The organism is Arthrobacter zhaoguopingii (assembly GCF_009828595.1).
In the GTDB taxonomy this organism is placed as follows: Bacteria; Actinomycetota; Actinomycetes; order Actinomycetales; family Micrococcaceae; genus Arthrobacter_D; species Arthrobacter_D zhaoguopingii.
The window spans coordinates 357,805-373,892 of record NZ_WPNY01000001.1; the positions used below are offsets into that span (position 1 = coordinate 357,805).

Sequence of the window (16,088 nt, forward strand, 5' to 3'; positions counted from 1 at the left end):
TGCGCTCCGTGCTCCGGGGCGCGGGGCGCGCTCCGAAAACCCGCGCGTTCTGGCACTCGCCTTGACCGAGTGCTAACCAGTGCATAAAGTCAGGGTTGGCACTTTCAGTAGGAGGGTGCTAATCCCGAGGAAAGTGCCGGCCGGCACCGCGACGACGGCCAGTGCGGAACCAACGGCCTTCAATCCATTAGTAACGAACGCAAAGGAGAGCCCGAGTGTCGGTCTCTATTAAGCCTCTTGAGGATCGTATTGTTGTCCGCCCGCTGGAAGCCGAGCAGACAACTGCTTCCGGTCTGGTCATCCCGGATACCGCTAAGGAGAAGCCCCAGGAGGGCGAGGTTGTAGCTGTAGGACCGGGCCGTGTCGACGACAACGGCAACCGCGTTCCCGTCGACGTCGCCGAGGGCGACGTCGTCATCTACTCGAAGTACGGCGGAACCGAGGTCAAGCACGGCGGCCAGGAATACCTGGTGCTCTCGGCGCGCGACGTCCTGGCGGTCGTCGTTAAGTAAGCTTTTTCCGATGAAGACCCCGGCCAGTACTGGCCGGGGTCTTCTCACTGCACCAGCCTGAAAGGAACAAACCATGGCAAAGCAGTTGGAGTTCAACGATGCAGCCCGACGCGCACTCGAGGCCGGCGTCGACAAGCTTGCAAACACCGTCAAGGTGACCCTTGGCCCGCGCGGACGCAACGTCGTGCTGGACAAGAAGTGGGGAGCGCCCACAATCACGAACGACGGCGTCACCATCGCCCGCGAGGTCGAACTCGATGACCCCTACGAGAACCTCGGCGCCCAGCTGGCCAAGGAAGTCGCGACGAAGACCAACGACGTCGCCGGTGACGGCACCACCACGGCCACCGTGCTCGCACAGGCCCTGGTCAAGGAAGGCCTGCGCAACGTTGCCGCGGGCGCCGCTCCGGGACAGCTCAAGCACGGCATCGAGGTCTCGGTCGAGGCCGTTGCCGCGCGCCTGCTGGAGAACGCCAAGGAGGTTGTCGGCCACCAGACCGCCAGCGTCGCGGCCATCTCCGCCCAGAGCACCGAAGTCGGCGACCTGCTCGCCGAGGCCTTCGACAAGGTCGGCAAGGACGGCGTCATCACCATTGAGGAATCCTCCTCGACGGTGACCGAGCTCGTCCTCACCGAAGGCATGCAGTTCGACAAGGGTTACCTCTCGCCGTACTTCGTGACCGACGCCGAGCGCCAGGAAGCCGTCCTCGAGGACGCGCTGATCCTGATCAACTCCGGCAAGATCTCCTCCCTGGCGGAATTCCTTCCGCTGCTGGAGAAGGCCCTCCAGGCCGGCAAGCCGCTGTTCATCATCGCCGAAGACATCGAAGGCGAAGCGCTGTCCACCCTCGTGGTGAACAAGATCCGCGGCACCCTGAACGCCGTCGCCGTCAAGGCGCCCGGCTTCGGCGACCGCCGCAAGGCCATGATGCAGGACATCGCCACCCTCACCGGTGCGCAGGTCGTTTCCCCCGACCTGGGCCTGAAGCTGGACCAGGTCGGCCTTGAGGTGCTGGGCTCCGCCCGGCGCATCACGGTCACCAAGGACGCCACCACCATCGTCGACGGCGCGGGCGAAGCCTCCGACGTCGCCGACCGCGTGGCGCAGATCCGCGCCGAGGTCGAGCGCACCGATTCCGACTGGGACCGCGAGAAGCTCCAGGAGCGCCTCGCGAAGCTCTCCGGCGGTGTGGGTGTCATCAAGGTCGGTGCCGCCACCGAGGTTGAGCTGAAGGAAAAGAAGCACCGCATCGAAGACGCCGTCTCCGCGACGCGCGCCGCACTCGATGAGGGCATCGTCGCAGGCGGCGGTTCCGCACTCGTCCAGGCTGGCAAGGCCCTGGACACCGACAGCCGCGTCCTCGCCCTCGAGGGCGACGCCGCAACCGCCGTCGGTCTGGTGCGCCGAGCCCTGGCGCAGCCGCTGCGCTGGATCGCCGAGAACGCCGGCCACGAGGGTTATGTCGTCGTCGCGAAGGTCTCCGAACTCGAAGACGGGCACGGCTTCAACGCCGTCACCGGCGAGTACGAGAACCTGATCGACGCCGGCATCATCGACCCGGTCAAGGTGACCCGCTCGGCGCTGCGCAATGCAGCCTCGATCGCCGCCCTGGTCCTGACGACCGAGACGCTCGTCGTCGAGAAGCCCGCTGAGGACGACGAGGACGGCCACGGCCACAGCCACTAGTCCCCGCACGACAGGGCCCGCCACCGGGCCCTGCCGGCAGGCAGCAAACACCCCGGCCGGGTCCACCGGCCGGGGTGTTTCGCTTAACGGGCACCACCCAACGGATGCGGTCCGCCCTCGGCACACCCGACCCGATTGCTCCCGGCCAGGGGCCGGCCGGGGCCCGGCGGCAGCGACTGGAGGGGACCCGGAGCCCCTCCAGATCACGAAACGGTAAACTGGAGCATTGTGCCGCCGCTTCCTGTGGCACACCGGGCGCTCCGCGGCGCCGACAGGCCAAGCGAAAGGGTCGATGTGGGTGCAACCAAGACCGCGCCGGAGGAGAACCTTCCCGCGGCCCCCGCAGCGCGCCAGCGGCGTCCCGAGGTGCAGGGCCTGCGCGCCCTCGCCGTCGTCATGGTGGTGCTCTACCACGTGTGGCTCGGCCGGGTCTCCGGCGGCGTCGACGTGTTCCTGCTGATCTCCGCCTTCCTGCTTACGTTCTCCTTCGTCGGCAAGGTCGAGTCGGGCCGGCCGCTGCAGCTGCTGCGGTACTGGCTGGGCCTCTTCCGGCGCCTCCTGCCCGCCGCCGTCGTCGTCCTGGTGGCTGTCCTGGCCGCAACGGCCGTGCTGGCCCCGCCCTCCCGGTGGCCGGGAATCTTCGACCAGACGTGGGCGTCCCTGCTGTATGTGCAGAACTGGGAACTTGCCGCCAACGCCGTGGATTACTACGCCCAGGACGACAGCAACGCCAGCCCCCTGCAGCACTTCTGGTCCCTCTCCATCCAGGGCCAGGTGTTCCTGCTGTGGCCACTGCTGTTCGCCGTCTCCGCCCTCGCGGCGCGGGCCGCCCGGCGGCGCTATCGCACCGTCCTCATCGCCGTCTTCTCTGCGGTCTTCGCCCTGTCCCTCGCCTTCTCGATCTGGCAGACCACGCACCACCAGGCGGCCGCATACTTCGACACCCGGTCCCGGTTGTGGGAGTTCGCGCTGGGCTCCCTGATCGCGCTGCTGCTGCCATATGCCCGGTTCGGAATGCGTACCCGGGTGGCGCTCGGCTGGGTCGGGCTGGCCGCCATGCTCAGCTGCGGGCTGCTGCTGCAGGTGCAGCAGCAGTTCCCCGGCTGGATCGCCCTGTGGCCGACCCTGGCCGCCGCCTGCATCCTCGCAGCCGGCCGCACCGGGAGCCGCTTCGGCGTCGACCGCCTGCTGAGCGCGGCACCCCTGGTGCGCCTCGGCGACAACTCCTACGCCCTGTACCTGTGGCACTGGCCGATCCTCGTCTTCTGGCTCCTGACCGCCCGCAAGCCCGAGGCCGGACTGCTCGACGGCGCGCTCGTGATCGCTGCGTCGCTGCTCCTCGCCTTTGCTACCACCCGGTTCGTCGAGGTACCCGTGCGCTCATGGTCCTGGCCCACGCTGCGCAGGCGCCGCACCGGGCTCGTGGTAGCCGCGGCCCTGGCCGTCGTCGCCGTGCCCCTCTCGGGGTGGGAGCTGCAGGTCCAGGCCCAGGAAGACGCCGCCCGGATGCAGACGGTGGACGACAACCCCGGCGCGCGGGCGCTGGCCCCCGGGTTCGAGTACCGCGGGGCCGAGGACGCCGTGATCCTTCCCCTCGCCAGCGCCCTGGGCGACGAGTGGGCCGAGTACGACGGCCCCTGCGAAGGCACCCTGGTCCCCACCGACCCCCGGATTGAATTCTGCTCCCAGGCCGGCAACGCCAAGTCGCCGGAGCGCACCGTACTGATCCTCGGCGACTCCCACGCCCAGGTGTGGCTGACCGCGGTGGGCGCCCTGGCCACCGAGCGCAACTGGAACGCCGTCCTGGTGCACAAGCCCGCCTGCCGGTTCGGGGCGGAATCGCCTGCTACGAGCCCTGAGTGCAATGCGCACAACGCCGCGGCCCTCGACTACGCCCTCGACCTCGCGCCGGACGCCGTGCTGACGGTCGGATCCAAGACGGACTGGAGCTCGCCCGCGGAAACCGTCCCGGACGGCTACGCCGCCGGGGTGCAGCCCTTCCTTGACCGGGGCATCGAGGTCGTGGCCCTGCGCGACACCCCGCGGTTCGAGTTCGACATGGCCAAGTGCATCGAGCTCAACAGCGGCGATCCCGACGCCTGCGCCCTGCCCCGCTCCGAACTTCTCGCCCCGGAGTCCCCGCTCGAGCAGGTCGCCCGGGACAATCCCGGAATCGGCGTGCTGGACCTGACCGACCAGGTCTGCACCGACACCTCCTGCCCGGGCCTGATCGGGAATGTGCTCGTCTACAAGGACCGCGACCACCTCACCAGGACCTACGTCAAGACCATCCAGCCGGTCTTCAACGAGCGGTTCCTCGCCCTCACCGGCTGGTGAGCCGCCGACGGCTGGTGATCACCCGTCGCCAGGACGCCGTCGTGCGGTCGGGGGAAGTCGTGCGGTCGGGGGAATAGGGCGCGGCGAAGATTGGTTTTAGAATGGTTAACAGCCGGACGGCAGAGCCGCCGATGGCACCCCACCCGCGGTGACACCCCCGAAAGAGGACTATCAGTGACCCTGTCTGAGCAGAACGAACCCCACGATCCCTTCGGATTCATTGGCCTCACCTACGACGACGTGCTGCTGCTTCCCGGCCACACCGACGTCATCCCGTCCGAAGCCGACACCTCCTCGCGGGTCTCCAAGCGGATCTCCGTCCAGACCCCGCTGCTCTCCGCCGCCATGGACACCGTCACCGAGGCGCGCATGGCCGTCGCCATGGCCCGCCAGGGCGGCCTCGGCGTGATCCACCGCAACCTCTCGATCGCCGATCAGGCCGAGCAGGTCGACCGGGTCAAGCGCAGCGAGTCGGGCATGATCACGAACCCGCTGACCATCGGCCCCGACGCCACCCTCGCCCAGCTCGACGAGCTGTGCGGGCAGTACCGCGTCTCAGGCCTCCCGGTCGTCGACGACTTCGGCCACCTCCTCGGCATCGTCACCAACCGCGACACCCGCTTCGTCTCGGAGCAGGACTACCCGCACCGTCTGGTGCGCGAGGTCATGACCAAGATGCCGCTGATCACCGGCCGCGTGGGCATCAGCGGGGATGAGGCCATCGCGCTGCTTGGCACGAACAAGATCGAAAAGCTTCCCCTCGTCGACGACGAAGGGATCCTGCGCGGACTGATCACTGTCAAGGACTTCACCAAGGCCGAGCAGTACCCCCTGTCCACCAAGGACGACGACGGCCGCCTCCGGGTCGGTGCCGCCATCGGCTTTTTCGGTGACGGCTGGGAGCGCGCGATGGCCCTCGTCGACGCCGGTGTCGACGCGCTCTTCGTCGACACCGCCAACGGCCACAGCGCCGGGGTCCTGGAGATGGTCGCCCGGCTCAAGGCCGAGAAGTCCCTGGCGCACGTTGACATCATCGCCGGGCAGGCGGCCACCCGCGCCGGCGCCCAGGCCCTGATCGACGCCGGCGCCGACGGCATCAAGGTCGGCGTCGGACCCGGCTCGATCTGCACCACCCGCGTCGTCGCCGGCGTAGGGGTGCCCCAGGTGACCGCCATCTACGAATCCGCCAAGGCGGCCATCCCCGCCGGCGTGCCCCTCATCGCCGACGGCGGCCTGCAGTACTCGGGCGACATCGGCAAGGCGCTGGTGGCCGGAGCGGACACCGTGATGCTGGGCTCGCTCCTCGCCGGTTCGGCAGAGGCCCCCGGAGAGCTGATCTTCGTGAACGGCAAGCAGTACAAGACCTACCGCGGCATGGGTTCGCTCGGCGCCATGCAGACCCGCGGGAAGAACACCTCCTACTCCAAGGACCGCTACTTCCAGGCCGACGTCAGCGGGGACGACAAGCTCATCCCCGAGGGAGTCGAGGGCAGGGTCGCGTACCGCGGGCCGCTGGCCTCGGTGGCATACCAGCTGGTCGGCGGGCTCCGCCAGACGATGTTCTACACCGGTGCACGTACCATCCCCGAGCTCAAGGCCAAGGGCAAGTTCGTGCGCATTACTCCGGCCGGGCTCAAGGAGTCCCACCCGCACGACATCCAGATGACAGTGGAGGCCCCGAACTACGGTTCGAAGTAGGTTTCCGGCCCACCCGGTCGTTTAAGCAGGAGGCCCCCGCCACCCACCAGGGTTGCGGGGGCCTCTTCGTGCGTAGGGGTCGGGGCAGCCCGCGCCTCGCCGACGCCGCCCGGACTCCTATTCGGGAATCGGCACCGCACTGCCGCTGACCGAAACGCGCGCGTCCGTGGGGGAGACGTCGATCTCGAGGGTGCTCGGCCGTCCCATGTCCTGGCCCTGGAGGATCGTGATCCGCTGCGGTGCGGTGATGAGTCCCAGTTCCCGCAGGTAACCGCCCAACGCTGCAGCGGCGGCGCCGGTGGCCGGATCCTCCACCACCCCGCCGACGGGGAAGGGATTGCGGGAATGGAAGGTGACGGGGTTCTCGCGCCAGATCAGCTGCAGCGTGGTCCAGCCCCGCTCGGTCATGAGCCTCCCAAGGCCGTCGAAGTCGTAGTGGAGGTCGGCGAGGCGTTCCCGGCTGCGGGCCGCCAGCACCAGGTGCTCGTTTCCGGCGAAGGCCACCTGGGCCGGAAGCGCTGGATCGAGATCATCCGGCGCCCACCCGAGTGCGGCGAGGGCCCCGGCGGTCTCCGCGGCGGAGGCCGCCCGGCTCCGCGTCGGTGCACTGACCAGGGTGGCCCGGTGGCCGGAGGCCGTGCCGGCCGTTGAGACGGCGATATCCCCGACGGGGGTGCCGAACATCAGGTCTCCGGGCCCGATCCGCTCCGCCAGCGCAACGCCCGTGGCGATGGTCGCGTGGCCGCAGAACGGCACCTCCGCCAGGGGGCTGAAGTACCGAAGGGTGTAGTTCCGCCCGTCTCCGGGCCAGACAAAGGCCGTCTCCGAATATCCCAGGTCGGCGGCGATGCGCTGCATTCGGCTCTCGTCCAGTCCGGTGGCGTCGAGCACGACGCCGGCAGGGTTCCCGCCGGCGGGGTCGCTGGTGAAGGCGGCGTACCTCAGAATCTCCATGGCACTACTTTGCCCCACCGGCCCCGTCCCGGGGGAGTACCGCGGCCGGCGGGGCCGGCGGCGGTTCGGCCTCGGTTCGGTCGCCAGCGTGGCAAGGTGCTGCGCGGCGGCTCCCCGACGGAGGCGCCGCGCACCGGCCTACTCCCTTCCGGCGAGGAACCGCTCCAGGGCAGCCAGGTCGTCGGTGTTGATGTGGTCGACGCCGGCGGTGAGCAGTTCTGCCCACACCGCCTCGCGGGCGGGTCCGGGCAGGTCCGGAGTTGCCCAGAAGCGGACCCGCGCGCCCTGTGCGTGGGCGGCCGCGACGTAGGCCGTCAGCTTCTCCCGCTCCGCGGCGGGCATTGCGCCGGCCCCCTGCCAGGAAAAGAGCTGCTGCCAGTTGTTGCTGATCAGCGGCATGAGTTCCGCGGGAAGGGCGCCGCCAAGATCCGCCGCCCGCCCATCGTAGAAGCCGAACCGCTGTTCGGCGGCGCTCATGACGGACAGCGGGCGGTTTCCGCTGATCACCGCGGTCACGGCCCCCGGTTTGGTCTTCCCGTGCGTGTAGCGGGTGAGCATCGTGCGGTGCTCGGCGAGTTCCTCCTCGATCGCGGCGTAGGTCGCCGGGCCCTCGCTCTTGATATCGATGAGCAGCTGAAACTCCCCCTCCCACCCCGGGTACACGCTGCCTCCATGGCCCTTGACCAGCGCATCGAGGGGCCCCAGGTACAGGCTTTCGAGGGTCGCCCCCGCGCGGACGTCCTCGCGGTCGTGCGCGACGAGGAGTTCGCCGTCGACCAGCCAGACATCGGCCTCCACGCTGGTGAACCCGTGCCCGAGCGCATCGTAGAGCGGGCGGTCGTGTTCGTAGTCATTGTGGGCGTGGGCGGCGGCGCGGGGCACGCCCAGGTCGACGTCGTCCTGTGCCGCCGGGGCCGGTGCGGTGCCCAGAGCGGTGAGGGCGGTGAGGGCTGCCGCCAGTGCGGCCGTCCTTCGAAGGAGCATGGTCTTCCCTTTCGTTGCTGGCCCCGGGTCCGGGGCACCCTCACGCTAGGAGCCAGGGATGATCGATTGGCCTCCAGCAGGTGACGCGCCGGTGAACTCGGGAAGGACGACGCCGATGCGGGAAGAAACCGGGTCCAAGGGCCCTGTCGAACGCTCGGTCCCCGGAGCAGGATATGCGCAGGGCAGGCAGCGGAGGAGGGTCCATGGCCATCGACAATGACATCTACAACCGCCTCGGCGAGACCTGGTGGGACGAGGACAACGTCCTGAACATCCTCCACGGCAGCTGCACCCCGGGACGGATGGCCTACTTCCGTGAGGTCCTGCGGACGTTGCTGTTCGGCACCTACGCCGGCCGAACAGCGTTGGACGTCGGCTGCGGCTGCGGCTTCCTGGCCGAGGAGTTCGCCCGGCTGGGCTTCTCGGTCACCGGTGTGGACCCGTCCGAGGTGGCCATCTCCGCCGCCCGGAAGCACGCAGGACAGGCCGGGCTGAGCATCCGGTATGTCGTGGGCACGGGGGAGGAGCTGCCGGTCGGCAGTTCAACGTTCGACGTCGTCTACTGCTGTGATGTGCTCGAACACGTCACGGACCTTCCGCGCGTCCTTGAGGAGGCCGCCCGGGCCCTTCGACCGGGGGGCCTCTACCTGTTCGACACCATCAACCGGACCCGGACCAGCAGGTTCCTCGGCATCAAGGTCATGCAGGACTGGTCCCTCACGAAGGTCACCGACGCCGCCCTGCACGACTGGAATCTGTTCATCACGCCGGATGAGCTGACCGCCCAGCTCTCCCAAACGGGGCTCGGCGTCGAGGAGATCGCCGGGCTGGCGCCCCGGGCCCCAAAGCCGGTGGTGCTCAAAAGCTTCTACGACGCCCGCAGGGGCCGGATCAGCTACGGGGAACTCAGCCGGCGCCTGGATTTCGGCAGGGTCAAGAACACCCGGGTTTCCTATATGGGCTACGCCCGCAAGCCGGCAGCGGCCGGGACCTAACAGCGCCGGGAGGCACCGATGGCAACGTATCTTCTCTGCAGCTCCCCGATCTACGGGCACGTAGTGCCCCTGGTCGAGATCGGCCGGTACCTGCGCAGCCAGGGGCACCAGGTGGGCATGCTCACCGGTGCCCGGTTCGAGGATACCGTCACGGGTGCCGGCCTGAGGTTCCTCCGGCTGCCGGAGGCCTGCGACTTCGACGACCGGGACCTTGACCTCTCCTTCCCGGGGCGCGTCGGGAAGAAGGGGCTGGCCCGGCTCCGCTTCGACATGGCGGAAGTCTTCATCAAGCCCATGCCCCAGCAGTACCGCGCCCTGCGGGAGGAGCTCGACCGGACCCCCACCGACGCCGTCCTGGCCGAATCCAGTTTCACGGGCGCCGTCGTCCCGCTGCTGCGCGCGGAACCGCGCCCGCCGATCCTCTTCAGCGGGATCATCCCGCTCGCCTTCTCCAGCAGGGACACCGCCCCCTTCGGTCCGGGCCTGCCGCCCCTGCCGACGAAGGCCGGGGTGCTCCGCAACCTGATGCTCAACACCCTGATCCAAAAGGTCGTGTTCCGGCCCACGCACCGGGCGGCGAACCGGCAGATGAAGGCCGCCGCGGGGGTGCCCCTGCCCGTCCACTTCCTGGACGCGGCCTCCCTCGCGGACCGGTTCCTGCAGTTCACCTGCCCCGGCTTCGAATACCCCCGCAGCGACCTGCCGGCCAGTGTGCGCTTCGTGGGCCCGGTCCTTCCCACCGGGAGCGCTGATTTCACGCCGCCGTCCTGGTGGGGCGACCTCCGGGCCGGGCGCCCGGTCATCCACGTCACCCAGGGCACCATTGACAACAAGGACCCGGGCCGGCTCATCCTGCCCACGCTCCGGGCCCTGGCGGACCTGGACGTCCTGGTGGTCGCCACCACCGGCGGTGCGCCCCTGCCGCCCGGTGACGTGCCGCCGAATGCCCGCGTCGCCGGTTTCCTACCGCACGAGCACCTGCTGCCTCTGGTGGACGTGATGATCACCAACGGCGGATACGGCGGAACCCAGCGCGCGCTGGCGGAGGGCCTGCCGGTGGTCGTCGCCGGGGACCGCGAGGACAAGCCCGAGGTCGCGGCCCGGGTGGCCTGGGCCGGGGTGGGGATCAACCTGCGCACCGGCTCGCCGTCGCCTCGGGCGATCCGCAAGGCCGTCCGGCGGGTCCTGTCCGACCCCTCCTACAAGGAGGCGGCTGGACGGCTGGCCTCGGAGTACGCGCGGTATGCCGCATTGCCGATGATCGCCCGCGAACTCGAGACGGCCGAGGCAGGACCGCTCGGGGGCCGCGGTGACGCGGCCCGCCGGGGCCGTGGCCGGAAGGGCTTCGCCCTTGTCTCAGCGGCCCAGCTGGCCCTCGGTGTCGCAGGATTGCACCGGGCGTTGAGGAAACGCACGGCCTACGACATAGGATTTCTCCGTGGCTCAACGGACACCATCGAGCGTGACCAGTGGTTGACCGGCACGAACCTCTCGGCGCCCGGTGGAATGCTCGTGCTCCAGGCGGTCTGCACCGCCGCCCTGTTCCGGCGGCCCAGCCGCGCTGCCGCGAGAACCCTGGGCATCCTTGGAGCCATCATGACGGGCGGTTACCCCGCGGAGCGGTCGGTCCGGGCCAGCTGGCGGCGGCCCGACGACGGCGTGGCGCCCCTGACGGCGGCGGCGGCACTGCTCGCGGCGCTCATGGCGGCCCTGGGCTTCCGGACCGCCGGGAGGTAGCCCCGGCCGGCGGCGGGTGCGCACGCCGTGGCTGAGCGCTCCGCCTCGCGCCTGGCCCTCGTCCCGTACGCCCGCGCCGTCGGGCGCATCCTGGCGCTGAGCGCCAAGGCTTCGCCGGGCGCCGTCGTCATGAAGGTCCTCGGCTCCCTGATCGGGGCCGTGCTGCCGTTGGTCACGACCTACTTCGCGGCGCTGACGACGACGGCGCTCGCCGAGGCCTACGCCGGTGAGCCCGAGGCCGGGCAGCGGGCCGTTCTCTATGTGGTGATCACCGCTGTGCTGGGGCTGTTCTGGGGCGCCTTCACCAGCGTCGACCGGTACATCCAGCAGGTCCTCAGCTTCAGGGTCGGCGCCATCGTGGGCGATTCGATGTACGAGAGGTTCCTCGCGCTGGAGTTCTGGCGCTACGACGACAAGGAGACGGTGGACCTCTACGACCGGGCGCGCCGGTTCTCCGACTCCTACCCCCGGGTCCTCGACCGGATCGCGGCCATCTTCACCCAGCTGGTCTCGGTGGTGCTGGCCATCGGGGCGCTGCTGCTGGTCAGCTGGTGGGTGGCGCTGATCGTCCTGATCGCGATCGTGCCCAGCGTGTATCTGCAGTTCCGCCTCTCGCGGGAGCAGATGGCGCACTGGAACACGCAGGTCGACTCCCGCCGTCAGCGCCGGATGATCGAGACGAACATCATGCGCCCGCAGTACATCGCCGAGATCCGGTTGTACGGGGTGGTGGACTATCTCATGCAGCTGCGGTCGCGGCTGCGTGACGCCGATGAAAAACGGCGGCTCGACTTCCAGCGGCGCTATATCCCCAAGCAGTTGCTCGCCGACGCGCTCCAGTACGGCGCGGAGGTCATCGCGCTGCTCTGGGTGGTCGGGCAGATCATTGCGCGGGCGCAGCCGGTGGGCCAGTTCCTCTACATTCAGCAGATCGTCAGCCGGGCCCTGAGCACAGCCAACGACCTCGTCAGTTCGCTCAGTTCCATTGACGAAGACCTGGCGAACCTGAACGACTACGAGCTGTTCATGGGGCTCCCGGTCCCGGCCGCGACGGGTGAACCGCTGTCCGGGCCGCCTTCGCGCGTCGAGCTTGAGGACATCCACTTCACCTACGCGGGCAGCGACCTGGAAGTGCTCAAGGGCATTTCGATGACGATCGAGCGCGGCCGGCATATCGCCATCGTGGGGGAGAACGGGGCGGGGAAGTCGACGCTGATCCGCATCCTCGCCGGGCTCTACGTCCCGAGCGCCGGCAGTGTACTGCTCGACGGGCGGGACCTGCGCACCGTTGGCACGTCCTCCTGGCACCGGCACCTCGCGGTCATGTCGCAGGACTTCCTGAAGTACGAGTTCGCCACGGCGGGGAACAATATCTTCTTCGGCGACGTAGGCGCCCCCCGGGACGAGGAGCGCATCGAACGCGCGGCCGCCGATGCGGAGGCCGCGGACTTCATCCGCCGGCTGCCGAACGGATTCGAGAACCATGTCAGCAACTGGATGGAAGACCCGCGCGGGCGCAAGGGCAGCGGGCTGTCCGGCGGGCAGTGGCAGCGCCTGGCGATGGCCCGCAACTTCTACCGGGATGCCCCGTTCATTGTCATGGACGAGCCGACCTCGGCCATCGACGCCCTCGCGGAGCACCGGATCTTCACCCGGCTCTTCGAGGACCGGTCCCGCACCATCGTCGCCATCAGCCACCGGCTCGCCACGATCGAGAAGGCCGATGTGGTCTACATGCTTGAGGACGGGCGGGTGGTGGAGTCCGGGACGCACCGCGAGCTCGTGGCGCTGCGCGGCCGCTACTACCGGATGTTCGAGAGCCAGCTGCAGCCCACGGTTCCCTGAGGCCCGGCCGCAAGCCCACACCGACCCGCAGCCGAATTAAACCAAAAACCGGCCCCGCGCCGGGAAGGCGCGGGACCGGTTCAGGTGCTGCTGGGAGCCGGGTGCTGCTACGCGTCGACGACGATCGCGGTGATCACCGGGGTGCGGTTGTAGAACCGGCGCATCCAGTTCGCCGTGGCCCGCTCGATGACGGCCTCCGGGTCCAGATTGCGGGCTCCGCGGCCGCCCTGGCGGCCCGACGGGCCGTCGGTGAGGGCCTTCTCGACGGCGGTGCCTGCCTTGTCGAGGTCGGCCGGATCGCAGGAGAAGCCCTGGATGAAGAACTCCGGGGGCTCGGCCATGGTGCCAGTCTCGGCGTCGATGATCGCCAGGACGGTCACCGAGCCTTCCTCGGCGAGCCGGCGGCGCTCGCGCAGGGTCTCTTCCGTGATGCCTCCGACGCTGGCGCCGTCGACGAACACAAGCCCGGCGGGCACCTTGCCCGAGACGGTGGCGCGTCCGCGTTGGAGGTCGACGGTGACGCCGTCCTGGGCGATGATCACGTTGCGGGGCTCCACGCCCGTCGCGACGGCGATCTCGGAGTTGGCGCGCAGGTGGCGCCATTCGCCGTGGACCGGCATGACGTTGCGCGGCTTGACGATGTTGTAGCAGTAGGCGAGCTCGCCGGCGCTGGCGTGGCCCGAGACGTGCACCTTGGCGTTGCCCTTGTGGACGACGTTGGCGCCGATCTCGGTCAGGGCGTTGATGATGCCGTAGATGGCGTTCTCGTTGCCCGGGATCAGTGAGCTGGCCAGTAGGACGGTGTCGCCCTCGCTGATCTTGATGGCGTGGTCGTTGTTGGCCATCCGGGACAGTGCCGCCAGCGGCTCGCCCTGGGAGCCGGTGCAGATCAGCACGACCTTGTGGTCGTCGCTGCGCTCGAGCTTCTTGAAGTCGACGAGCAGGCCCTGCGGGATCTTCAGGTAGCCCAGGTCCGCCGCGATGGTCATGTTGCGGACCATCGAGCGGCCCACGAAGGCGACCTTGCGGCGGTGCTGGTGGGCGGTGTCGATGATCTGCTGGATCCGGTGGATGTGGCTCGCGAAGCTCGAGACGATGATGCGCCGCGGAGCGGTGCGGAACACGGCGTCGATCGCGGGGGCGAGGTCCTTCTCCGAAGTGGTGAAGCCCGGCACGTCGGCGTTCGTGGAGTCGGTGAGGAACAGGTCCACGCCCTCCGCGCCGAGGCGTGCGAAGGCGCCGAGGTCGGTGATGCGGCGGTCAAGCGGGAACTGGTCCATCTTGAAGTCGCCCGTGTGCAGCACCATGCCGGCGGCGGTGCGGATCGCGACGGCGAGGCTGTCGGGGATCGAGTGGTTCACCGCGACGAACTCGAGGTCGAATACGCCCAGAGTGCGGCGGTCGCCTTCCTTGACCTGGATGGTCTTGGGGGTGATGCGGTGTTCCTTGAGCTTGGCCTCGATGAAGGCCAGGGTCAGCTGGGAACCGACCAGGGGGATGTCCGCGCGTTCGCGCAGCAGGTACGGAACGCCGCCGATGTGGTCCTCGTGGCCGTGGGTGAGCACGACGGCGACGACATCGTTGATGCGTTCGCGGATGTAGGAGAAGTCGGGCAGGATCACGTTGACGCCGGGCTGGTGGTCCTCGGGGAACAGGACGCCGCAGTCGACGATGAGCAGCTTGCCGCCGAATTCGAAGACGGTCATGTTTCTGCCGATTTCGCCGATGCCGCCGAGGGCGACGATGCGCATTGCGCCCTTGGCGAGTGTCGGGGGAGTTTTCAGTGCGGCGGGTGTTTTATTCACGAATTGGTATTCTCTCGTCGATGTCGCGGCGGGCGGGCCGCCGCGTGGAATGGTCGTGCTCGAAGGGTGTTGCTCTAAAAATAATTCCGCGCAGTCCGCGGGACCGGTCGGTGCTGTTCCACCGGGTGGAGCGGTGCGAACCTCCGGGGCCCGGTGGCTGCGCCGGGTCGAATGGCCGAGGGAAACCGCCCGCTTCGTTGCGGTGCGGGGGTGCCGGCGCCCGCAGTTCTGCTGCCCGGCCGGTGTTTCACAGCGGTGTTCCTTTGTGCAACTCTATTCCGTACGGGGGTAAGAGGGTTAATTGGGTCGGCCCGGCGGGGGCACGGGAGCGGGCCGGAGGCCGGACAATATGCCCTGATGAGAGTGCCGTGCAGGGCTGGGATAACCTAGAGCAGTGACTTACGAGATTGAAATTGGCCGGGCCAAGCGTGGACGCAGGGCGTACTCCCTCGACGATGTCGCCGTGGTGCCCTCCCGGCGCACCCGCGACCCGCTCGATGTGTCGGTGAGCTGGCAGATCGACGCCTACCAGTTCGAGATGCCCGTCATCGCGGCGCCCATGGATTCGGTGATGTCGCCGGCCACCGCGATCGCCCTGGGCCGGCTCGGCGGGCTCGGCGTGCTCAACCTCGAGGGCCTGTGGACCCGCTACGAGGATCCGCAGCCGGTGCTCGATGAGATCGCTGGGCTCAGCACCGAGAACTTCAGCCCCGCCGCGACCGCGCGCCTGCAGGAAATCTATGCGGCGCCCATCCAGGCCGACCTCATCACGAGCCGGCTGGCCGAGATCCGCGAGGCCGGCGTGACCGTCGCCGGGTCGCTGACCCCGCAGCGCACCCAGCAGTTCTACAAGACCGTCCTCGCCGCCGGCGTCGACATCTTCGTCATCCGCGGCACCACCGTCTCCGCCGAGCACGTGTCGAAGAACGAGGAGCCGCTGAACCTCAAGCAGTTCATCTACGAATTAGACGTCCCGGTGATCGTCGGCGGCGCCGCCGGCTACACCCCGGCCCTGCACCTGATGCGCACCGGTGCCGCCGGGGTCCTCGTGGGCTTCGGGGGAGGGGCGACGACGACGACGCGGCGGGCCCTCGGCATCCACTCCCCGCTCGCCTCGGCCATCTCCGATGTGGCCGCGGCCCGCCGGGACTACATGGATGAATCCGGCGGACGCTACGTCCACGTCATCGCCGACGGCGGCATGGGCGCCAGCGGCGACATCGTCAAGGCCATCGCCATGGGCGCCGACGCCGTCATGCTCGGTTCGGCCCTGGCCCGCGCCGAGGAGGCGCCGGGGAAGGGCTGGCACTGGGGCCAGGAGGCCCACCACGCCGAGCTTCCCCGCGGCGACCGGTTCAACCTTGGAACCGTCGGCCCGCTGAAGGAAGTGCTGTGGGGCCCCTCCCACCACACCAACGGCACGTCGAATCTGATCGGGGCGCTGCGCCGGGCCATGGCGACCACGGGATACTCGGATCTCAAGGAGTTCCAGCGGGTGGAGGTTGTCCTTTCACCCTATGTTTCGAACGATTGA

General features: G+C 69.0%; 11 protein-coding genes. 8 read left to right on the forward strand and 3 right to left on the reverse strand.

Annotated elements, in window-relative coordinates:
* Nucleotides 1-215 precede the first annotated feature (215 nt).
* The 4 genes from groES to guaB all read left to right on the forward strand — a co-directional run bounded on the left by groES (nucleotide 216) and on the right by guaB (nucleotide 6,234).
* On the forward strand, nucleotides 216-512 hold the full coding sequence (groES, locus tag GVV86_RS01780) for a co-chaperone GroES (RefSeq protein WP_087076694.1): 297 nt from the start codon (nucleotides 216-218) through the stop codon (nucleotides 510-512).
* A 73-nt stretch (nucleotides 513-585) separates the two neighbouring features.
* Nucleotides 586-2,199, forward strand: coding sequence for a chaperonin GroEL (gene groL, locus GVV86_RS01785; RefSeq protein ID WP_159617607.1), 1,614 nt, complete (start codon nucleotides 586-588; stop codon nucleotides 2,197-2,199).
* Nucleotides 2,200-2,493: 294 nt separating this feature from the next.
* Nucleotides 2,494-4,536 carry an acyltransferase family protein gene (locus GVV86_RS01790; RefSeq protein ID WP_246669841.1) on the forward strand — a complete coding sequence of 681 codons (2,043 nt, stop codon included), beginning with the start codon at nucleotides 2,494-2,496 and terminating at the stop codon, nucleotides 4,534-4,536.
* Between the two features lie 174 nt (nucleotides 4,537-4,710).
* On the forward strand, nucleotides 4,711-6,234 hold the full coding sequence (guaB, locus tag GVV86_RS01795) for an IMP dehydrogenase (RefSeq protein WP_246669842.1): 1,524 nt from the start codon (nucleotides 4,711-4,713) through the stop codon (nucleotides 6,232-6,234).
* A gap of 117 nt (nucleotides 6,235-6,351) precedes the next feature.
* Here guaB and GVV86_RS01800 read toward each other — a convergent pair whose 3' ends face one another.
* Nucleotides 6,352-7,188, reverse strand: a complete 837-nt coding sequence (locus GVV86_RS01800; protein WP_159801044.1) for a PhzF family phenazine biosynthesis isomerase — start codon at nucleotides 7,186-7,188, stop codon at nucleotides 6,352-6,354.
* A 138-nt stretch (nucleotides 7,189-7,326) separates the two neighbouring features.
* A complete protein-coding gene (locus GVV86_RS01805; RefSeq protein ID WP_159801046.1) occupies nucleotides 7,327-8,172 on the reverse strand; it encodes a phosphatidylinositol-specific phospholipase C/glycerophosphodiester phosphodiesterase family protein in 846 nt (281 codons plus the stop codon).
* Between the two features lie 203 nt (nucleotides 8,173-8,375).
* Here GVV86_RS01805 and ubiG point away from each other — a divergent pair, with 203 nt between their 5' ends.
* The 3 genes from ubiG to GVV86_RS01820 are packed head-to-tail and all read left to right on the forward strand — an operon-like array spanning nucleotide 8,376 to nucleotide 12,749.
* Complete coding sequence (gene ubiG / locus GVV86_RS01810) at nucleotides 8,376-9,167, forward strand: bifunctional 2-polyprenyl-6-hydroxyphenol methylase/3-demethylubiquinol 3-O-methyltransferase UbiG (protein ID WP_159617604.1); 792 nt, start codon at nucleotides 8,376-8,378, stop codon at nucleotides 9,165-9,167.
* Between the two features lie 18 nt (nucleotides 9,168-9,185).
* Nucleotides 9,186-10,904, forward strand: a complete 1,719-nt coding sequence (locus GVV86_RS01815; RefSeq protein ID WP_159801048.1) for a glycosyltransferase — start codon at nucleotides 9,186-9,188, stop codon at nucleotides 10,902-10,904.
* 27 nt (nucleotides 10,905-10,931) lie between these two features.
* Nucleotides 10,932-12,749 (forward strand): ABC transporter ATP-binding protein, encoded by a 1,818-nt coding sequence (locus tag GVV86_RS01820; RefSeq protein ID WP_159801050.1) that lies wholly within the window; start codon nucleotides 10,932-10,934, stop codon nucleotides 12,747-12,749.
* A 107-nt stretch (nucleotides 12,750-12,856) separates the two neighbouring features.
* Here GVV86_RS01820 and GVV86_RS01825 read toward each other — a convergent pair whose 3' ends face one another.
* On the reverse strand, nucleotides 12,857-14,500 hold the full coding sequence (locus GVV86_RS01825; protein ID WP_159801198.1) for a ribonuclease J: 1,644 nt from the start codon (nucleotides 14,498-14,500) through the stop codon (nucleotides 12,857-12,859).
* 448 nt (nucleotides 14,501-14,948) lie between these two features.
* On the opposite strand from GVV86_RS01825, the gene GVV86_RS01830 reads away from it, so the two are divergent.
* Nucleotides 14,949-16,088 carry a GuaB3 family IMP dehydrogenase-related protein gene (locus GVV86_RS01830; RefSeq protein ID WP_120164870.1) on the forward strand — a complete coding sequence of 380 codons (1,140 nt, stop codon included), beginning with the start codon at nucleotides 14,949-14,951 and terminating at the stop codon, nucleotides 16,086-16,088.